Here is a 16,714-nt window from a genome sequence, read left to right on the forward strand (position 1 = left end):
AATTTTATTCGGCCTGAAGCCCTTCCTTAAAACCGTAAAATGCCGGTTTAGGTTTTAAATTTTCATCAAAAATAGTGGGCCAGTCGTTTAAGCCAAAAAATGGATTTATCCAGGTATCCCGGTCTGTAAAATCCCAGAAAGTAATGCCAAATTGCTGACTTTCGGGAACTTCTTCCCTGTATATTAATGCAACCTCCTTGTATTTGGCAGCTTGCTGTTTCAGCATTTCGGGGGTAAGTTCTTTATAAAGCTGTACGCCCCCTTTTCGGGTATCATCATGGGTATTGAATATTATATCCAATTCTGAAAAATGTATTTTTAAACCGGTGGCTGCCATTTTTCGCACACTTTCCCGTATCAGTGCATTGGGTATATCCATTCTCAGATGCATTTGCACACCCAGCCCGGTGATAGGAACTCCATTTTGCTTTAATTCTTCTACCATACTGAGTACGCCATTAAGCTTACTCGTATCTCTTTCCAGATTAAAATCATTATAAAACAATTCTGCTTCAGGATCTGCCTCATGAGTGTATCTAAAGGCATTGGCAATATAATCTTTACCCAGTACCTCAAACCACAGGCTCTTGCGGTAGTCGCCTCCTTGGGTTTCAAAACCCTCATTGACGACATCCCAGGCGGCAACTTGACCTTTATACTTCCCCACATAGGTCTGAATGTATTCTTTGAGAAAGTGAGCAAGCCATAAACTGTCTTTAGAACCTTTTTCCGCCACCCATTCTGGAGTGCCCGAATGCCAAACCAGCGTATGACCAAACAATCTCAGGTTATCTTTTGTGCTGAAAGAGACCAGACTGTCTGCCTGCCTCCAGTTATAATTCCCTTCCTGAGGCAGGATATTATACATCTTCATGTCTGAAGTTGCCGTTATACTATTAAAATTCTCCTGTATTATCTTTTTTAAAACCGTGTCTTTTGCTATTTGTCTTATTTCGATAGCACCTCCTATAGGAAATGGACTAGCCTCTTTTAAACCACTCTTTTGAGGACTTTCAAAACTACAGCCCGATACGGCCAGAAGCAGCAACAGACTGCTGAAAATCCAAAGGATTGTAAAGGATATGCTTTTCTTTAAAATAGATTTCATACGTATTCTTTTATGATTAATTGCCTAAGTGCTCGTTATAAAAATCCCATACGCGATGGGCAACTGCCCGGCCTAAGGTTAAACCCGCAATATTATCTGACTGAATGTGATAGCCACCCATAACTCGGGATATACCGGCCATTTCTGCAGCTTGAGTAAACGTTGGGAAGTCCAGGATGACTTCTTCCCCCAGGGCTTCCGGTTCGGTAAGCTGCCCTGCTCTTAAAGCTACCTGCACATTTAAGGAATCACTCCCGGTCCACAGGCGTAAAACCTCTGCGCAGGCACCACTTATCGTGCTATGTCCCGAGGTATAACTGGGAAATGGCGGACACAAGAAATCAGATGGAGAATACGGCCTCCAATCCTCTCCGCCAAGGGTATCTATGCCTTTTCCCGGACCTTTCCAGCCCTTAATTTCTTTGTCTTTAAAATAGTAATGAACCAATGCAAACGGCCGTGCCGAATCGTAAAACATTTTTGAGTCCCAGGAAGCAATAAAGGCATCCATCGCTGCAACCTGATTGATAAAAAACATTTTTACATCTTCATCAAGGCTATGCTTATCGCGCTTAGAAACCTGCTGCGCAAATTTTAACCAATGCCCCGCCTGCTGAACAGACTGAGGACCGTCCCGCATAAATTCTACTAAAGCTTTTTGCTCATCTGTAAGATTCGCTTGAAATTCCACTACCTGTTCTACTTCTTTCTTTAGTTGCTCAGAACCTACTCGTGGCGGAGGTCCCGGTCTGAATTGATCTGCACTTTTAAGGGCGATTGGTTCTACAAGTTGCCAAAACGGAGTCAAACAGGCCGGAGCAAACTTTTTACCATCTTTTTTCTCAAAGTACTTTGGCTGCCAACGGTCATAATCGGTGATTTGATCCACCGTATTAACAGGCTTATAGTTAGTATAATCTGCATAAGGCTTAGAAAAACCTGCAACCTCCCCATATTGATTTGCCCCGTCGTGATGTCTGGCAGTTAGTGTTGCTTTTGCTGCAAGATTTCCTATCCCAACAGCAGTATCAGGATTTAAAGAATTATCGTCAGGATCATACCCTAAACGCTTCATAAAAGCACTAAAAACCAGGCTGTCGCCCGGATAGTATTCTTTTAATGTACGATATGCCGCATAGCTTATTGCAATTTGCTTATTGGCTTGGGTTTGCTGATCTTTAGGTTGCTTCTCGTAACCTTTTAAATATACCGGGATCGCAGAATCATCATAGACGGACCAGGCATCAAAAACAGCCACAAAAGTCAGCGCCAGAAATCTGGAAGTAATAGTGGGGCGCGGTCCTATACGCTCTGTATCATTCGCTGTGCCTAGTATAGCCATCTCCGACCATTGATAGGCAATATTCATGGAATCGAGTTCTTGCTCAAAATAAGCTTTGCCCTCCTTGTTCTGGCCCAATTGCTGACTGTATAAGCTCCCGTTAAAAGCTAAGGTGAGCAAAAAACCGAGTATCAATACATGTTTCGTTCTAAAAATCATAAGTTATCTGGTTGAATTATCAAATAAAATTCGATTTGAGAGGGTATAAATCCCTGACCTCATTACTTCTGAATACTTTTGATCACGTGCACATAATCATTATTCTTTACGGCGATGAGGTGTTTCTGCCCTTCAAAGGATATCAACTTTAAAGACTTTACGTCACCCGGTAAAAAAAGTCCGCTTTCGCGCGGGGGAACGCCTTCAAACCCACCTGCCCCATCTCCTTTGAGAAACAATCCCCGAGAGGCGTCATTTCTTGGAGTCTCTATTTCTGACTGATATAGATTTCCTGCAATAACTGCATCTAGTTTCCCGTCGTCATCAAAATCATCAATCACAATCCCGTTTATATTTGAAAGCTGTGCTAAAGCAGGTAAGGGATGCGCAATCATTTTCCCATTCTTATTTTCTAAATAAATACTGGCGAAAGATTTAACCTGATAATGCAAGGCATTTTTCAGTGATTTATCGGAATAAACTTCGCCTAATGTTGCCTGCGAAAAACTAGCATAATCCTTGAATTTATTTTTAATACCGGGTATTTGCTCTGAAGAACATTGTCTTCCGCGAAGGGGATATTGTTTACCTTCATTATAATATCCTAAAACAATATCCCCTTCCTGATTGTTATCAAAATCTCCTGCATAAATATCAAAGGGCTCTTCCATTGAGGCCTTATATTTATAGTTAAGCCCATTATTTCCTACTATATAATCGAGATCGCCGTCGCCGTCAAAGTCTGCCGAAGCAATACTCCACCACCAGCCTGTAGTATCCATTTTGGGCATTACCTCATCAGTTACTTCAATAAAACCCGTTGCGCTATTCTCAAAAAACCGAATGGGCATCCACTCTCCTACCACCACGATATCGGGTCTGTTATCACTATTAAAATCAGAAACTACGGCTGCTGTAGCCATTCCTAAAGCCTCAAAGCCCTGTGGTTGTTTCTCTTTATTTAATTCAAACTTTAATGCCCCTTTTTTACTTCTGTTCCATAGAATATAAGAAGATACCGGCTGCGGGTAGTTGCCCGGAGATTGACGCCCCAGTATTAACAAATCCTGCAACCCGTCATTATCAAAGTCTGCACTATAGGCTTTAGACCCACTTATATGTAAATCGGGCAAGGCCTGCTTCTCTGCCTTTTTAAACTTACCGGCACCCTCATTGAGGTACAATCTGTCTTCTAAAGCCTTTGAATCTGTCTGAAACTCATAACCTCCGCTAACCAGATATAGATCCTGATCGCCATCGCCGTCTGCATCAAAAAAAACGGCATCCAGATCTTCATAACCCCGATCTTCCTCAAAAACTGAAGTCTCAAGAGGTACAAAACCCTTTTGCTGCTGTACAAAAAGAACTCCTTTTTCGCCTTTTGAACCCCCTATAAAATAATCGTCCAGACCATCCTTGTTAATGTCGCCTACGGCAAGTGCTGGTCCAAATTGTGACATCGCGTGAGGAAGTAAAACCTGGTCTTTAAAGTCATCATATTCATTTTCTACATGCATATGCTCGGGGAAAGATGTTTTATCAGCTTCTGTAAAAAGAACATTTATTTCTTCTGAATGCTGAGCGGGGCTTACAGCATCTTTTTCATTAAAAATGAGTTTTTGATTCCCATTTACGTCCTTCAGGATTTGTTCTTTCCCGCTGGTCCAGACCACTCTTACCTGATCAATTTTACGGGTCCTGTTAAGCCCGAAATGAAGCACAGGAGCCACAGCAGACTGAAAGCCTCGTGAAAGGGTTAACTCCTGCATTTGCAGCGTGTCACCCACAGAAACATAAACTCTGTTCCCTAATCCTTGATGATTAGCCGAATTTCCTTTAAAAGCAACCTGCAGGTAATTCAATCTAGTGGATGCATTATTTTGAAAGACTGAAGCTTTATCGTCAATATTGTTAGTGACCAACTCCAGATCGCCGTCATTATCAAGGTCTGCATAGATCCCACCATTCGAAAAGCCTTTGAAACTAATATTCCAGGAAGTGTTTGCTTTTTCAAAATCCAGACCGCCTTTATTTTGGAACATAAAATTGTCTAATTTCTCTTCCGGAATTTTCTGACTCCAGTACAACAAACTGTCTTTTGCGATTCCACCTTTCTCTTCAATTCTATTAAAATAATCGTTGTCATTAATTTCCCTGCGCGTACCGTTTGTTATAAATAAATCTTTTAACCCGTCGTTGTCAAAATCGGCAAAAAGAGGTCCCCAGCTCCAGTCTGTAGAGGAAGTACCGGTAATTCTGGATACATTAGAAAAGTTAGGAATACCTTCCTCATTAAAAACACCATTATTGAGCTGCATACAATTATGCATGTATTGATAATGAAACCCTGCATCTACCACACTCCAAAATAAATCTGCATTCATACTCGCCATGTTGGCTTTTTTGCGTCGGTTTATTTTAGCATCCATATCTGCCTGAAAAAAGTCAAGCAATCCGTCATTATTAAAATCTGCAATATCTGCTCCCATCCCATAGAAAGCAGTCTGGGCTGTAGCCTCTTTTACCACTTCTTTAAAGTTACCGTTGCCCGTATTGAGGTATACTAAATCTGGAGCGTTAAAGTCACTTGAAACATAGATATCGGGCCAGGAATCGTTATTTAAATCCCCTATGGTTGCACTTAAAGAAAGCCCGTAAGAGCGCAGCCCTGCTTGGTCTGTGACATCAATAAAACCCGAGCCTGTATTTTCATACAGATGGTCTGTTTCCAAGTCTTTAGGGTTTTTCATCAGTTGAGAATACACCCAGGTAGGTGAACTGAATTTTGTAGGCGGATAATTTGCCTGATACATATCAAGGTCCCCATCTTTATCATAATCAAAAAAAGTGGCCTGTATGCTGTTACCGGCGTCGGCCAGGCCATATTCGGCTGCTTTTTCTATAAAAGTCCCATCCCCATTATTAATAAACAACTGGTTTTCGCGGGGTTGAAATTTTCCGCTTACTGAACAATATATATCCAAGTAGCCATCTCCATTTACATCTGCCATTGTAACCCCGGTATACCATCTCTGGTCTCCTCCCACGCCTGCCTTACCAGTTATATCTTCAAACTGCAGATTTCCCTTATTGAGGTATAGCTTATTAGAAACCTGATTCCCTGTAAAATATAAATCTACAAGACCGTCATTATTGATATCCCCTGCAGCAACACCCCCACCCATATAGATATAATTGTAGGTGAAGTAATTGAGAGAGTCGTTCTCTGAAAGCGTATTATTAAAGGAAATTCCTGTATGCGCAGAGTCGAGTTCCTGAAACAATTTCCAGTCATCAGATTCTGAGGTTGTGGTTTTTGAGTTCGAATCATCGCAGGAGATGATACACAGTCCCAAAAAAATCAAATAGAAAAGCCTTTTAAAATAAATCATCGACGTGAATGGATTTAGCAATTTATCTTTTACCTCAAAACATTAAATAAATTAAAGCAACACTATACTTAATAATGTTGCTTTAATTAAAAGCTAACGCAGGCTATACTTAATATCCGGGATTTTGATCTTCCTGATTGATAGCATCATTAGCGGCAATTTCTCTGTCAGGAATAGGCCATACTTCATGTTTTCCTTGTTGAAAATTTGTTCCTGCAAGTTCTGTATTAGAAATTCCCCATCTTAAGATATCATCAAAGCGTACCTGCTCGCCGGCGAGCTCCACTTTGCGCTCGTGAACCAAGGCATCAAAAACCTGCTCTTTAGAGAGGTTGTCTGGTAAATCTTCTAAATCAGCACGGTCTCTCACGCGGTTGATCAGATCAATCGCTTCCGGGGTTCTGTTAGTCTCATTGGCTGCTTCAGCCATCATCAGAAGCACATCGGAATAGCGTATAACTTTCATATTGATACTGGACTCCTGCTCTTCGGCTGTACGTCTGTAATAATTTTGATATTTTCTCCATCCGGCACGACGTACTCCTTCGGCAGTTGTTAAGTCGCTCTCCAATATAACCCCAGTACCGTTATTATAGGTGTCTCCTTCAAAATAGAAGTTAGCGTCCATTCTAAAATCCCCATCTTCATATTCATCCAATAAATCATCTGACGGATAGGCATTAAACCAATCCAACACCCCATAATCCTGACCTCTAAAAGTAGATTCATTAAAACCTTCGCCGCTTACGTTAGAGTCCCATTTTGCAGCCGTTCCCAAAGATCTGTCGTATTGAATCTCAAAAACAGACTCGATCCCGTGCTCGGTCTCTTCTTTAAAGTTATCAAAATAATCATCTTCAAGGTCATAGCCGGTCATAGCATTAAATGCATCATAAGCATCTGCAAACAGCCCTTGATAAAGCAGTACTTTACCGAGGTAAGCCTGGGCTGCGCCCTGAGTTGCACGACCATTATCTTCTTCTCCCTTTGGCAATAAGTTTGCCGCTGCAAACCTAAAATCTTCCGTCAAAAAGGCATACACTTCCTCTTTAGTATTTCTTGGACGTCCTTCTGCACTTTCTGGCAAGCCATCAAAAATGGGCACGCCTCCAAAACGGGTAACTAGCAAAAAGTAATAGTGTGCTCTTAAAAAACGTGCTTCTGCTATGTATTTATTCTTAAGCCTTTGAGAAATCACTGCATCGGGAAGTTCGTTGATGCGTTCTACATTAGAAAGCACAAAATTTGCTTTGTTTATGCCTTTAAAACAGCTATCCCAAAATTCTGAAATCTCATTATTACTGGAGTCGAATGAAAAATTCTTATAGGTAACTTTATTAGCTTCCTGCTGCGGATTGGCTGAGTTTTCCTGAGACATATTATCATACATATAAAACAGGAGCCTGCCGTATAAGGCATTGGTCTGATTTTGAGCATATGCTGCATTTACCGCAGAGCGTATTTGATTTTCGTCGGCAAAAAAGGTCTCCGGACTCAAGGTATTCGGATTCACAAGTTCTAAATCACTTTCGTCACACGATTGTGTCACTCCCAGAAAGAGTGCAACAATGGCTATTATTCTATATTTTCTCATAGTTGTATTTTTTAAAATGATACTTCAAGACCAAATAATAAGGAAACCGGCTGGGGATAATCACCACGGTCTAAACCATATTCCCCTGCTCTGCTTACCACTTCCGGATCGAGACCTGAATAGTCTGTTATTGTTATTAAATTTTGTCCGCTTACATAAATTCTCAGTTTATTGAAAAATTCAGTAAAATCATCATTAAAGGTATATCCCAGACTTATATTCTTAAGACGCGTATAGGAACCATCTTCAACAAACCGATCTGAAGCGACCACGTTTTGAGGAGCCCCTAAAGGTCGTGGTGTTGTGGTAGAAGGATTGGTAGGACTCCAGCGATCCAGTACAGCAGTCCCGGCATTAAAAAGACGGGTCATCCCTTCCAGGTCATAAATATTGGTATTGTAAAGCTCTGAACCTGCAACTCCGTTTATAAAAATATTAAGGTCAAAGTTTTTATAGCGTGCATCCAGATTTAAACCATAGGTCACATCAGGAAAGGGATTCCCAATAATCTGCCTGTCTGCCGAGGTAATCGTACCATCATTATTGGTATCCACATAGCGTATGTCGCCGGGCTGCACGATATCCTGATCAGGATTTGCACTAAAAACAGCATCAACCTCCTGCTGATTTTGATAAATTCCGTCTGTAACCAAGCCATAGAAATGAAACAGGGACTCTCCTTCTGCCAATCTTATTATTTGCTCTCCTTCAAAACCATCTCCGGTAAATAGCTCCCGGGCTCCACCCAGATTAAGGGCCTCGTTTTGGCTGGTACCTAAATTTAAATTAGCTGACCATGTAAAATCCCCGTCATAATCGTTATATCCTAAAGCTACTTCCATACCTGTTGTTTCAACAGACCCGGCATTTGCAGTGAACAGCGAATTGCTAAACCCGGAAGACAAAGGCAACTGTACCGGAATCAATAAATCATCGCTTTTATTTCTATAATATTCGATTGAAGCGGTAAACTGATTGTTAAACAGACCAATATCTGCCCCAACGTTAAGAATACTCGTTTCTTCCCACTTGAGGTTAGGATTTGCAAGACCCGTTGTGGTTGTACCTATAGCGGCTTCTCCCCCAATGGGATAAATAAAATTATTAAAAAGTTGAGGAGAGTATAAATAGGCATCAATTTTATCATTACCTACAATACCATAACTTCCTCTTACTTTGAGTGTATTAAATGCACTGTTCTGTAAAAAACGCTCTTGTGCAACATTCCAACCAGCCGAAACTGACGGGAAATTACCCCATCTGTTATTGGCACCAAATCGGGAAGAAGCATCTCTTCTAAAAGAAGCCGAAAGAATGTATTTCCCGTCATAATCATAATTAAGACGTGCTAGGTAACTTAAACGGTTGTTTTCGCTGGAAGAACTTCCTGTAGACTGTTGCTCATTTCCCAGCTCTTTTATGTCATTTGAAATTGTATTACGCGCTTCAGATGCAAAATTCTGTGCACTACTGTTATAATCTTCAATCAATGCCAGTACTTCAAAATTATGTACTTCATTGAAGGTTTTTTCATATGTAAGACTGTTATCAAAAGTTATGGCCTGCCCACGATTTGTTCTGCGTGCAGCAAATGCAAAATTCTGAAAATGCGTACTTCCCAAATTATCATCGTTATAGGCAGGAGTAAATTCGGTTGTATAACTGTTGAAATAATCCAGACCCACCTGACTTCTGAAAGTCAAACCATCCAGAAGTTCATATTCTGCAAAAATATTTCCGATTACTGCGACATTGTTGGTCTGAAAATCACTGAGCCTTTGAACGCGTACAGGATTCTCGGCATCTTGCCCGTCTGCCGAACTGTTAGGTCCCTGAAAGCCTCCCAGGTTGTTTTCATTATAAATGCTAAGATACGGAGCCACTTTAATGGCATGTTCTATTAAAGAGCGGCCGCCACTCTCTAAAATAGGTTTTGATTTGCTAAAGGCCACAGACATTGTCTCTCCTATCTTAAATTTCCCCAAGTTGTAGGAAGAGGTTGCTCTAAAAGAATAACGTTCAAATTCAGAGTTGATTACTGCTGCTTCCTGATCCTGATATCCGGCAGAAAACCGATACACTCCGTTTTCATTTCCTCCGGAATAGGCGACATTATAGTTCTGCATAAGCCCTGATCTGAATATCGCATCCTGAAAATCTGTATTGTTATTTAAAAAGCCTGCCGGTCTGTCTGGAACTACTCCAAAATCCTGTGCATAGTTTAGATATTGCTCTGTATTTAATAAGTCATAACGCTTGTAAATAGTTTGAAAACCTGTATAAGCATTAAAGCTAAGCGTACCTTTCCCCTGCTTACCTTTCTTAGTGGTTACTAAAACCACCCCGTTAGATCCCTGAGACCCGTATAAGGCTGTGGTAGACGCATCCTTTAAAATAGAAACCGATTCAATGTCAGACGGACTAATCCCGGAAAGGTTTCCCACAATAACTCCGTCGATAACATATAAGGGATCATTATTTCCAAATGTTCCTAGACCTCTTATACGTACATTGGGTGTCGTACCGGGGCCGCCCGAATTGGTGATCGTTACCCCGGGTGCGCGTCCCTGAAGTGCCTGTTCTGCATTGGTAACCGGCAAAGCGTCTATAGCTTCAGAATCTACCGTTGATATAGCTCCTGTAACCTTTGCACGGCTTTGTGCTCCATAAGCCACTACAACAACATCTTCAAGAGCTTGTGCAGATTCCTGCAACGTAATGTCAAATGTAGTCTGAGAACCTACAGTCAATTCTTCATTTACAAATCCAACATAGCTTATAATAATTTTATCCTGAGCAGCTACTCCATCGATTGAGAACATCCCGTCAAAATCTGTAGAAGCTCCTTTATTAGTTCCTACAACAGCCACAGATGCTCCGGGAAGTGGCAATCCCGAAGGATCTTTTACAGTCCCGGTTATGGTTTTAGTTTGCGCATAACCGTCTGTAGTTGCTAACAAAGCGAGAAATGCAATGAATGCAAATTTTAAATTAGTCATATTTGTTCATGTTTGATTTAATTCTATTTAAGAAAACAATTTACCTTAGGTTTACATCGATTGCGTAAGCTCCATTAAAATTGATTTTGAACAAATATATCTTTACAATGCGGTTAGAAACTATAATAAATGATGCAACATATTTAAAATTTGATGCATTTTGATCTGAATCAGGCTCATTTTCAAAAGTGTGGCTTATTTTAGAAAACAATTAGCTCTAATTAAGAATAATTACCCCCGGTGATTATTCATTATTAAAGAATGTCTAAAATTTCTTTTTAAAACTCCATAATCCTTAAAAAAGGACGGGTATATAAAATTAATGTCAACAATCATGACTCTTAGAAAATACTTTAAAACGCTCCTGTTATTAATTTTTAGTGTATTCTGTGCGTGTACTACTACTAAAAAAGAGAGGGAAGAAACGCATACCAATCAATTAATCCATGAGACAAGTCCCTATTTATTAAAACACGCACATAATCCCGTAAACTGGCAACCCTGGAGCCCTGATGCATTTGAAACTGCCAGACAACAGAATAAGCTTGTTTTAATAAGTGTAGGTTACACGTCGTGTCACTGGTGCACTGTTATGGAAGAAGAAACTTTTTCTAATGATACGGTAGCCCGGTTTATGAACAATAACTTTATCACTATTAAAGTAGATCGTGAAGAACGCCCCGATATTGATCAGCTCTATATGACCGCATTGCAACTCATGACAGGATCAGGAGGCTGGCCTTTAAATATCATTACGCTACCTAACGGAGAACCTATTTACGGAGGCACTTATCATACTAAAACCGAATGGCTGACTGCCTTAAAGAGTATTGACAGTATACACAATGCCAATCCTGAAAAAACAAGCCAGTATGCGCAAGAGGTTACAAAACGCATACAAGCCTTAAATGAATATACTCCGGGTAAAACAGGAATTCGTCTTCCTGATAAAGAATCAATAACCGCCAATCTTGTGAACTGGCAAAAAAACTGGGATCAGAATTATGGGGGAAATACAGGTTCTCAAAAGTTTATGCTGCCCTCTACGCTTTGCTTTCTTATGGATTATGCTACGCTTTATAAAGAGGAGAAGGTACCGGATTTTATTGAACTAAGCCTTGATAATATTGCTTTAAAAGGGGTCTATGATCATCTCGGCGGGGGATTTTTCAGGTACAGTACAGACGAGCGCTGGGAAAACCCTCATTTTGAGAAAATGCTTTATGACAATGCTCAAATGCTAAGTGTTTATGCTAAAGCATATAAATTATTTAAAAAACCGCTTTATAAAAAAAGACTGGTTGAGACCATCGCATTTTTAAACAGCGATTTGAGCAATGATTCGGGTGTATTTATGGCCTCTCTGGATGCAGATCTTGATTCTAAAGAAGGTGCATTCTATACGTTTACTCAGGAGGAGATCTCCAAATCAATAACAACAAAACCAGAATTGTTTGAATGGTACTACGGGATTAAAAGTCAGAAAAAAGCGGGTAAAACTGAATTCAATCTTTTTAAAACGCAAACGGATGCTAATTTTAGTAAAGAAAACAACCTAAGCCTTTCAGTATTGCAAGAGCTTAATTTACAATGGTCTACTCAATTAAGAGCATTGCGTGCTCAACGCAAAAAACCTTTTAAAGATGATAAAATTGTAGTCGGATGGAATGCTCTTGCAATTAAAGCTCTTGCCGAAGCCTTTGCAGTAACCACAACACAAAGTTACCTGCAACAGGCAGAGGAGAGTTATCAATCTTTAATGAAGGATGCATGGAACGGTAAAATTCTTGTACATTCTTATAAGTTAAACAGTAAACCACTATCCGGCTTTTTAGATGACTACACCTATTTAGCCTCGGCTTCATTAAGACTTTATACAGTAACCGGTAAGGTTAATTATTTAAAAGACGCCCGCCTTTTAACAGAAACCGCTCTGGAAAAATTTACGGTTAAAGGTTCTCCCCTCCTCAAATATACCAATGAAGATAATCTGATATCTCCTCTTGTTACAACCAATGATGGGGTTTTACCCTCTGGGAATGCGGTAATGGCTGAAAATCTCTTCTTATTATCAAACATTCTGTATGAAGATAAATTTAAAGAGCGGGCAGCTAAAATGACAACAGCCATAATCCCTGATATCGAGGCGTCTCCTGCATCTTATGCATACTGGGAAAGCCTTCAGTTGAATTTTGCCTTTCCGTTTTATGATGTGGCACTCGTTGGAAAAAACAGCAAAGCACTAGCTCTGGAGTTACAGTCCTATAATTTACCTAACACGCTAATCCTGTTCAATACTTCTGAAAATACGATCCCCATTTTTGAAGATCGCTGGCAGGAGAATCAAACCCTCATTTATATTTGTGAGCAGCGTTCTTGCAAATATCCGGTTGAAACGGTTGAAGAAACCCTGGATTTACTCAACTATTAAATTTTAGAATAAAGGCATTTCTATAAATATTCGGTTCTCTGATATAAGTCAACTGAAAGAGAACAGAAGGATCTATACGGAACCTATTAACAATTTACGAATCGGTTGGATACCCTACTATTTTCAACCAACTCATGATTATAGAGACTACTGTTGCCAGATTTCATAAAGATAAAAATCAGATAACAACCGATTGTTTACTCTTATGTTCTATTTTTACGTATTAGTGGTCAGCTTCCAGGTATTAATACTAACCCAATACTTTTAGAATCAATTGTTTTTAAGTTTTAGAATTTCTAATGAAACCAGTAGCCCTCAAATTGCAGAGAAGTTATACCTAATTGAATGTCTATATTTGTATAATCTTCCAGATGCATGAAAAAAAAGAACACATTAACCATATATGATTTAGCACGGGAATTAAACTATTCTACTAGTACTATAAGTCGTGCTCTTAAAAATCATAAAAGTATAAGTAAAAAAACCGCGCAGCTCATTCAACGGGCAGCAGAAGAACGAGGCTATCGACCCAATTCTCTTGCAGCCAGCCTGCGTAGTAATAATAGTAAAACCATAGGGGTATCTATTTCTAACATAAGCAGACCTTTTGTTTCAGATATGATTAGTGGTATAGAAACTTCAGCGCGCGAAAAGGGGTATAATGTTATTATAAGTCAGTCTCATGACAGTTATGACAACGAAGTATCTAACGCTAAAGCACTATACGACAGTCGTGTATGTGGTATTATTGCCTCTTTGAGTATGCAAACTGAAAATACGGATCATTTCAACCAATTTAAAGATCAGGGAATTCCGGTAGTATTTGTGGATCGGGTGCCCAACAATTTTCAGAGTTATCATGTAATTATTGACAATTACACTTCTGCCTATATAGCTACAGAACACCTTATCGAACAGGGTTGTAAACGTATTGCTCATTTTGCAGGTTCCCAACATCTCAATGTATACAGTCAGCGTAAAAAAGGCTTTATTGAGGCTTTAAAACATCACGATCTTGAAATTGATGAGCGGCTTATTGTAGATATGAAAACTTTAAGCTTTGAAGAAGGAGCCCAGGTCACGGCAGAACTTTTTAAATTAAACAATCCGCCTGACGGTATTTTCTCTTCTAACGACACTGCCGCAGTAAGCGCTATTTTGTATTTGAAGAAACAAGGGATTCGAATCCCGGATGATGTAGCTGTAATTGGTTTTAACGACGATCCTATATCCTCGATAGTTGAGCCGGCCCTTTCTACCATTTATCATCCTGCTCAAAAAATGGGCGAACTTTCAACAAGAAGAATTCTGGAGCATCTGGAAAAAGAGGACGGGATGCATACCACAGAAATATCTGTACTTGAGACGCACGTAATCTCAAGAGCTTCAAGTGTGCGCAAAAAATCTACCTAAACGCTTTTAGTGTATTTTTTACACAAAAAAGAATCACTTTACACAACCGATTGCTTAATTTTTTATAAATTTCGGTTTCAATTCTATCAAAGAAATCGTTTGAGAACTTCAATGCTATGAAAAAAACTACACTTTGCCTGCTTCTTTGCATTCTTCCGCTTAATATACTCCTGGCGCAGGAAGGTTATAAATTATGGTTGCAATATCATCCTGTTGAAGATGCGGCACTTAAAAAACACTACACCTCACAAAATGCTGCTATCAGTGTAGACCACAATACACCTACAGGTAGTGTGATTCGGGAAGAATTGAATACTGCTTTAGAGGCAATGCTAGAGCTACAACCCAATTTTACATCTCCGGATAAAGCTTCCTTGCTAATTTTAAAACAAGCCGCATTACCTGAGGAACTGCAAAAACAACTTCCCTCAAACGCTGTACAGGATGAAGAAGGCTTTACAATTGCCTCTTTAAACTATACTGGTAAACCGGTAATTCTCATTACGTCACAGACTGACGCGGGCTTGCTCTACGGAGTGTTCAGATACTTAAACCTGCTGCAGTTGCATACAGATACTTCCCAGCTTTCTGTTACCGATTCTCCAAAAATTAAAAAAAGAATATTAAATCACTGGGATAATCTCGACCGCACCGTAGAACGCGGTTACGCCGGCTTTTCAATATGGGACTGGCATCTGCTTCCGCACCTGATTAAAGAAGAATACATCGATTATGCCCGTGCTAATGCCTCTGTGGGCATAAACGGCACCGTATTAAACAATGTAAATGCCAGTGCTTATATCCTTCAGGATACGTATTTGGACAAAGTAAAAGCTTTAGCCGATACTTTCAGACCTTACGGAATTCAGGTCTATCTGACGGCTCGTTTTTCTGCACCTATTGAAATAGGAGGTTTAAAAACGGCAGATCCGTTAAATGAAGAGGTTCGTACCTGGTGGAAAGAAAAGGCAAATGCTATTTATAAGAAAATCCCGGATTTTGGAGGTTTCCTGATCAAAGCAAATTCTGAAGGACAACCGGGGCCCAATAATTATGGTCGCTCTCATGTAGAAGGCGCAAATATGCTGGCGGAAGCACTGGAGCCACATAACGGGATTGTAATGTGGCGGGCCTTTGTATACTCTGATGAGAAGCCCGAAGACCGTGCGAAACAAGCCTATTCAGAATTTGTCCCTTTTGATGGAAAATTTAAAAAGAATGTATTGGTGCAGGTTAAAAATGGCCCCATAGATTTTCAACCCAGAGAACCTTTTCATCCGCTCTTTGGCGCTATGCCTGAGACTCCCTTAATGATGGAATTTCAAATTACACAAGAATATTTAGGCGGCATGTCTCATCTGGTTTTCTTACCCAAAATGTATGAAGAAACGCTTCAGGAAGACACCTACGCCCGGGGTGAGGGAAGCATCGTGGCGAAGGTTATAGACGGCTCCTTAAACACTAAGAAGCTTACCGGCATTGCCGGAGTTGCCAATATAGGTACTGCCCGTAACTGGACCGGCCATCCTTTTGCTCAGGCCAATTGGTATGGTTTTGGCCGTTTAGCCTGGGATCCTTACCTGAAATCTGAAACCATAGCACGGGAGTGGCTTGGGATGACCTTTACAACGACTCCTGAGTTTATCGATACCATGACCCCGCTGTTGCTCAATTCGAGAGAAGCCGTTGTAAACTATATGACACCGCTGGGCTTACACCACATAATGGCAGAAGGGCATCATCAGGGCCCGGGACCGTGGGTGAAAGATTTAGGCCGGGAAGACTGGACCTCGGTATATTATCATAAAGCAGATCGTATGGGAATTGGTTTTGACCGTACTTCAACCGGCAGCAATGCTCTGGCGCAGTATGCTGAGGAGATCGAAAATACTTATAAAAATAAACGCACTATCCCCGAAGACTATCTGCTTTGGTTTCATCACGTAGCCTGGGACTATGAGATGAAAAATGGACAAAGCTTATGGTACACTCTTGCACGTAAGTATCAGGACGGGGTTGAAGATGTAGCTCAAATGAAGAAAACCTGGAACGCTATGCAAGACTACGTCTCTCCCGCTGTATATGAAAAAACGCGAATGCTTTTAGACATTCAGTATGAGGAGGCGCAATGGTGGAGAAACTCATGTCTGCTGTATTTTCAGCAGTTATCCCAAATGAAAATGCCTCCATTTATACCAAAAGCACCACATTCTCTTGAGTATTATGAATCTATTCGGGATCCTTATGCTCCCGGAATAAAACCTTCCTGGGACTAA

At 40.4% G+C, this 16,714-nt stretch carries 8 protein-coding genes; 3 read left to right on the forward strand and 5 right to left on the reverse strand.

What is annotated here, in order from left to right:
* Positions 1-4: 4 nt before the first annotated feature.
* From BUB91_RS04735 to BUB91_RS04755, 5 genes are all read right to left on the reverse strand, one after another.
* A complete protein-coding gene (locus BUB91_RS04735) occupies positions 5-1,108 on the reverse strand; it encodes an endo-1,4-beta-xylanase (RefSeq protein WP_073097616.1) in 1,104 nt (367 codons plus the stop codon).
* 16 nt (positions 1,109-1,124) lie between these two features.
* Positions 1,125-2,609, reverse strand: coding sequence for a vanadium-dependent haloperoxidase (locus tag BUB91_RS04740; RefSeq protein WP_083557832.1), 1,485 nt, complete (start codon positions 2,607-2,609; stop codon positions 1,125-1,127).
* A 62-nt stretch (positions 2,610-2,671) separates the two neighbouring features.
* On the reverse strand, positions 2,672-6,001 hold the full coding sequence (locus BUB91_RS04745) for a VCBS repeat-containing protein (RefSeq protein WP_083557833.1): 3,330 nt from the start codon (positions 5,999-6,001) through the stop codon (positions 2,672-2,674).
* Positions 6,002-6,110: 109 nt separating this feature from the next.
* Positions 6,111-7,595, reverse strand: a complete 1,485-nt coding sequence (locus tag BUB91_RS04750) for a RagB/SusD family nutrient uptake outer membrane protein (protein ID WP_073097618.1) — start codon at positions 7,593-7,595, stop codon at positions 6,111-6,113.
* A gap of 11 nt (positions 7,596-7,606) precedes the next feature.
* Positions 7,607-10,594 (reverse strand): SusC/RagA family TonB-linked outer membrane protein, encoded by a 2,988-nt coding sequence (locus BUB91_RS04755; RefSeq protein ID WP_073097620.1) that lies wholly within the window; start codon positions 10,592-10,594, stop codon positions 7,607-7,609.
* A gap of 334 nt (positions 10,595-10,928) precedes the next feature.
* Here BUB91_RS04755 and BUB91_RS04760 point away from each other — a divergent pair, with 334 nt between their 5' ends.
* From BUB91_RS04760 to BUB91_RS04770, 3 genes are all read left to right on the forward strand, one after another.
* Positions 10,929-13,025, forward strand: a complete 2,097-nt coding sequence (locus BUB91_RS04760; protein ID WP_073097625.1) for a thioredoxin domain-containing protein — start codon at positions 10,929-10,931, stop codon at positions 13,023-13,025.
* Positions 13,026-13,400: 375 nt separating this feature from the next.
* On the forward strand, positions 13,401-14,438 hold the full coding sequence (locus tag BUB91_RS04765; protein ID WP_073097627.1) for a LacI family DNA-binding transcriptional regulator: 1,038 nt from the start codon (positions 13,401-13,403) through the stop codon (positions 14,436-14,438).
* 116 nt (positions 14,439-14,554) lie between these two features.
* The gene (locus tag BUB91_RS04770) at positions 14,555-16,714 is read left to right on the forward strand and encodes an alpha-glucuronidase family glycosyl hydrolase (protein WP_073097632.1); all 2,160 of its coding nucleotides are present in this window, start codon (positions 14,555-14,557) and stop codon (positions 16,712-16,714) included.

It is taken from the genome of Leeuwenhoekiella marinoflava DSM 3653 (assembly GCF_900129005.1).
GTDB lineage: Bacteria > Bacteroidota > Bacteroidia > Flavobacteriales > Flavobacteriaceae > Leeuwenhoekiella > Leeuwenhoekiella marinoflava.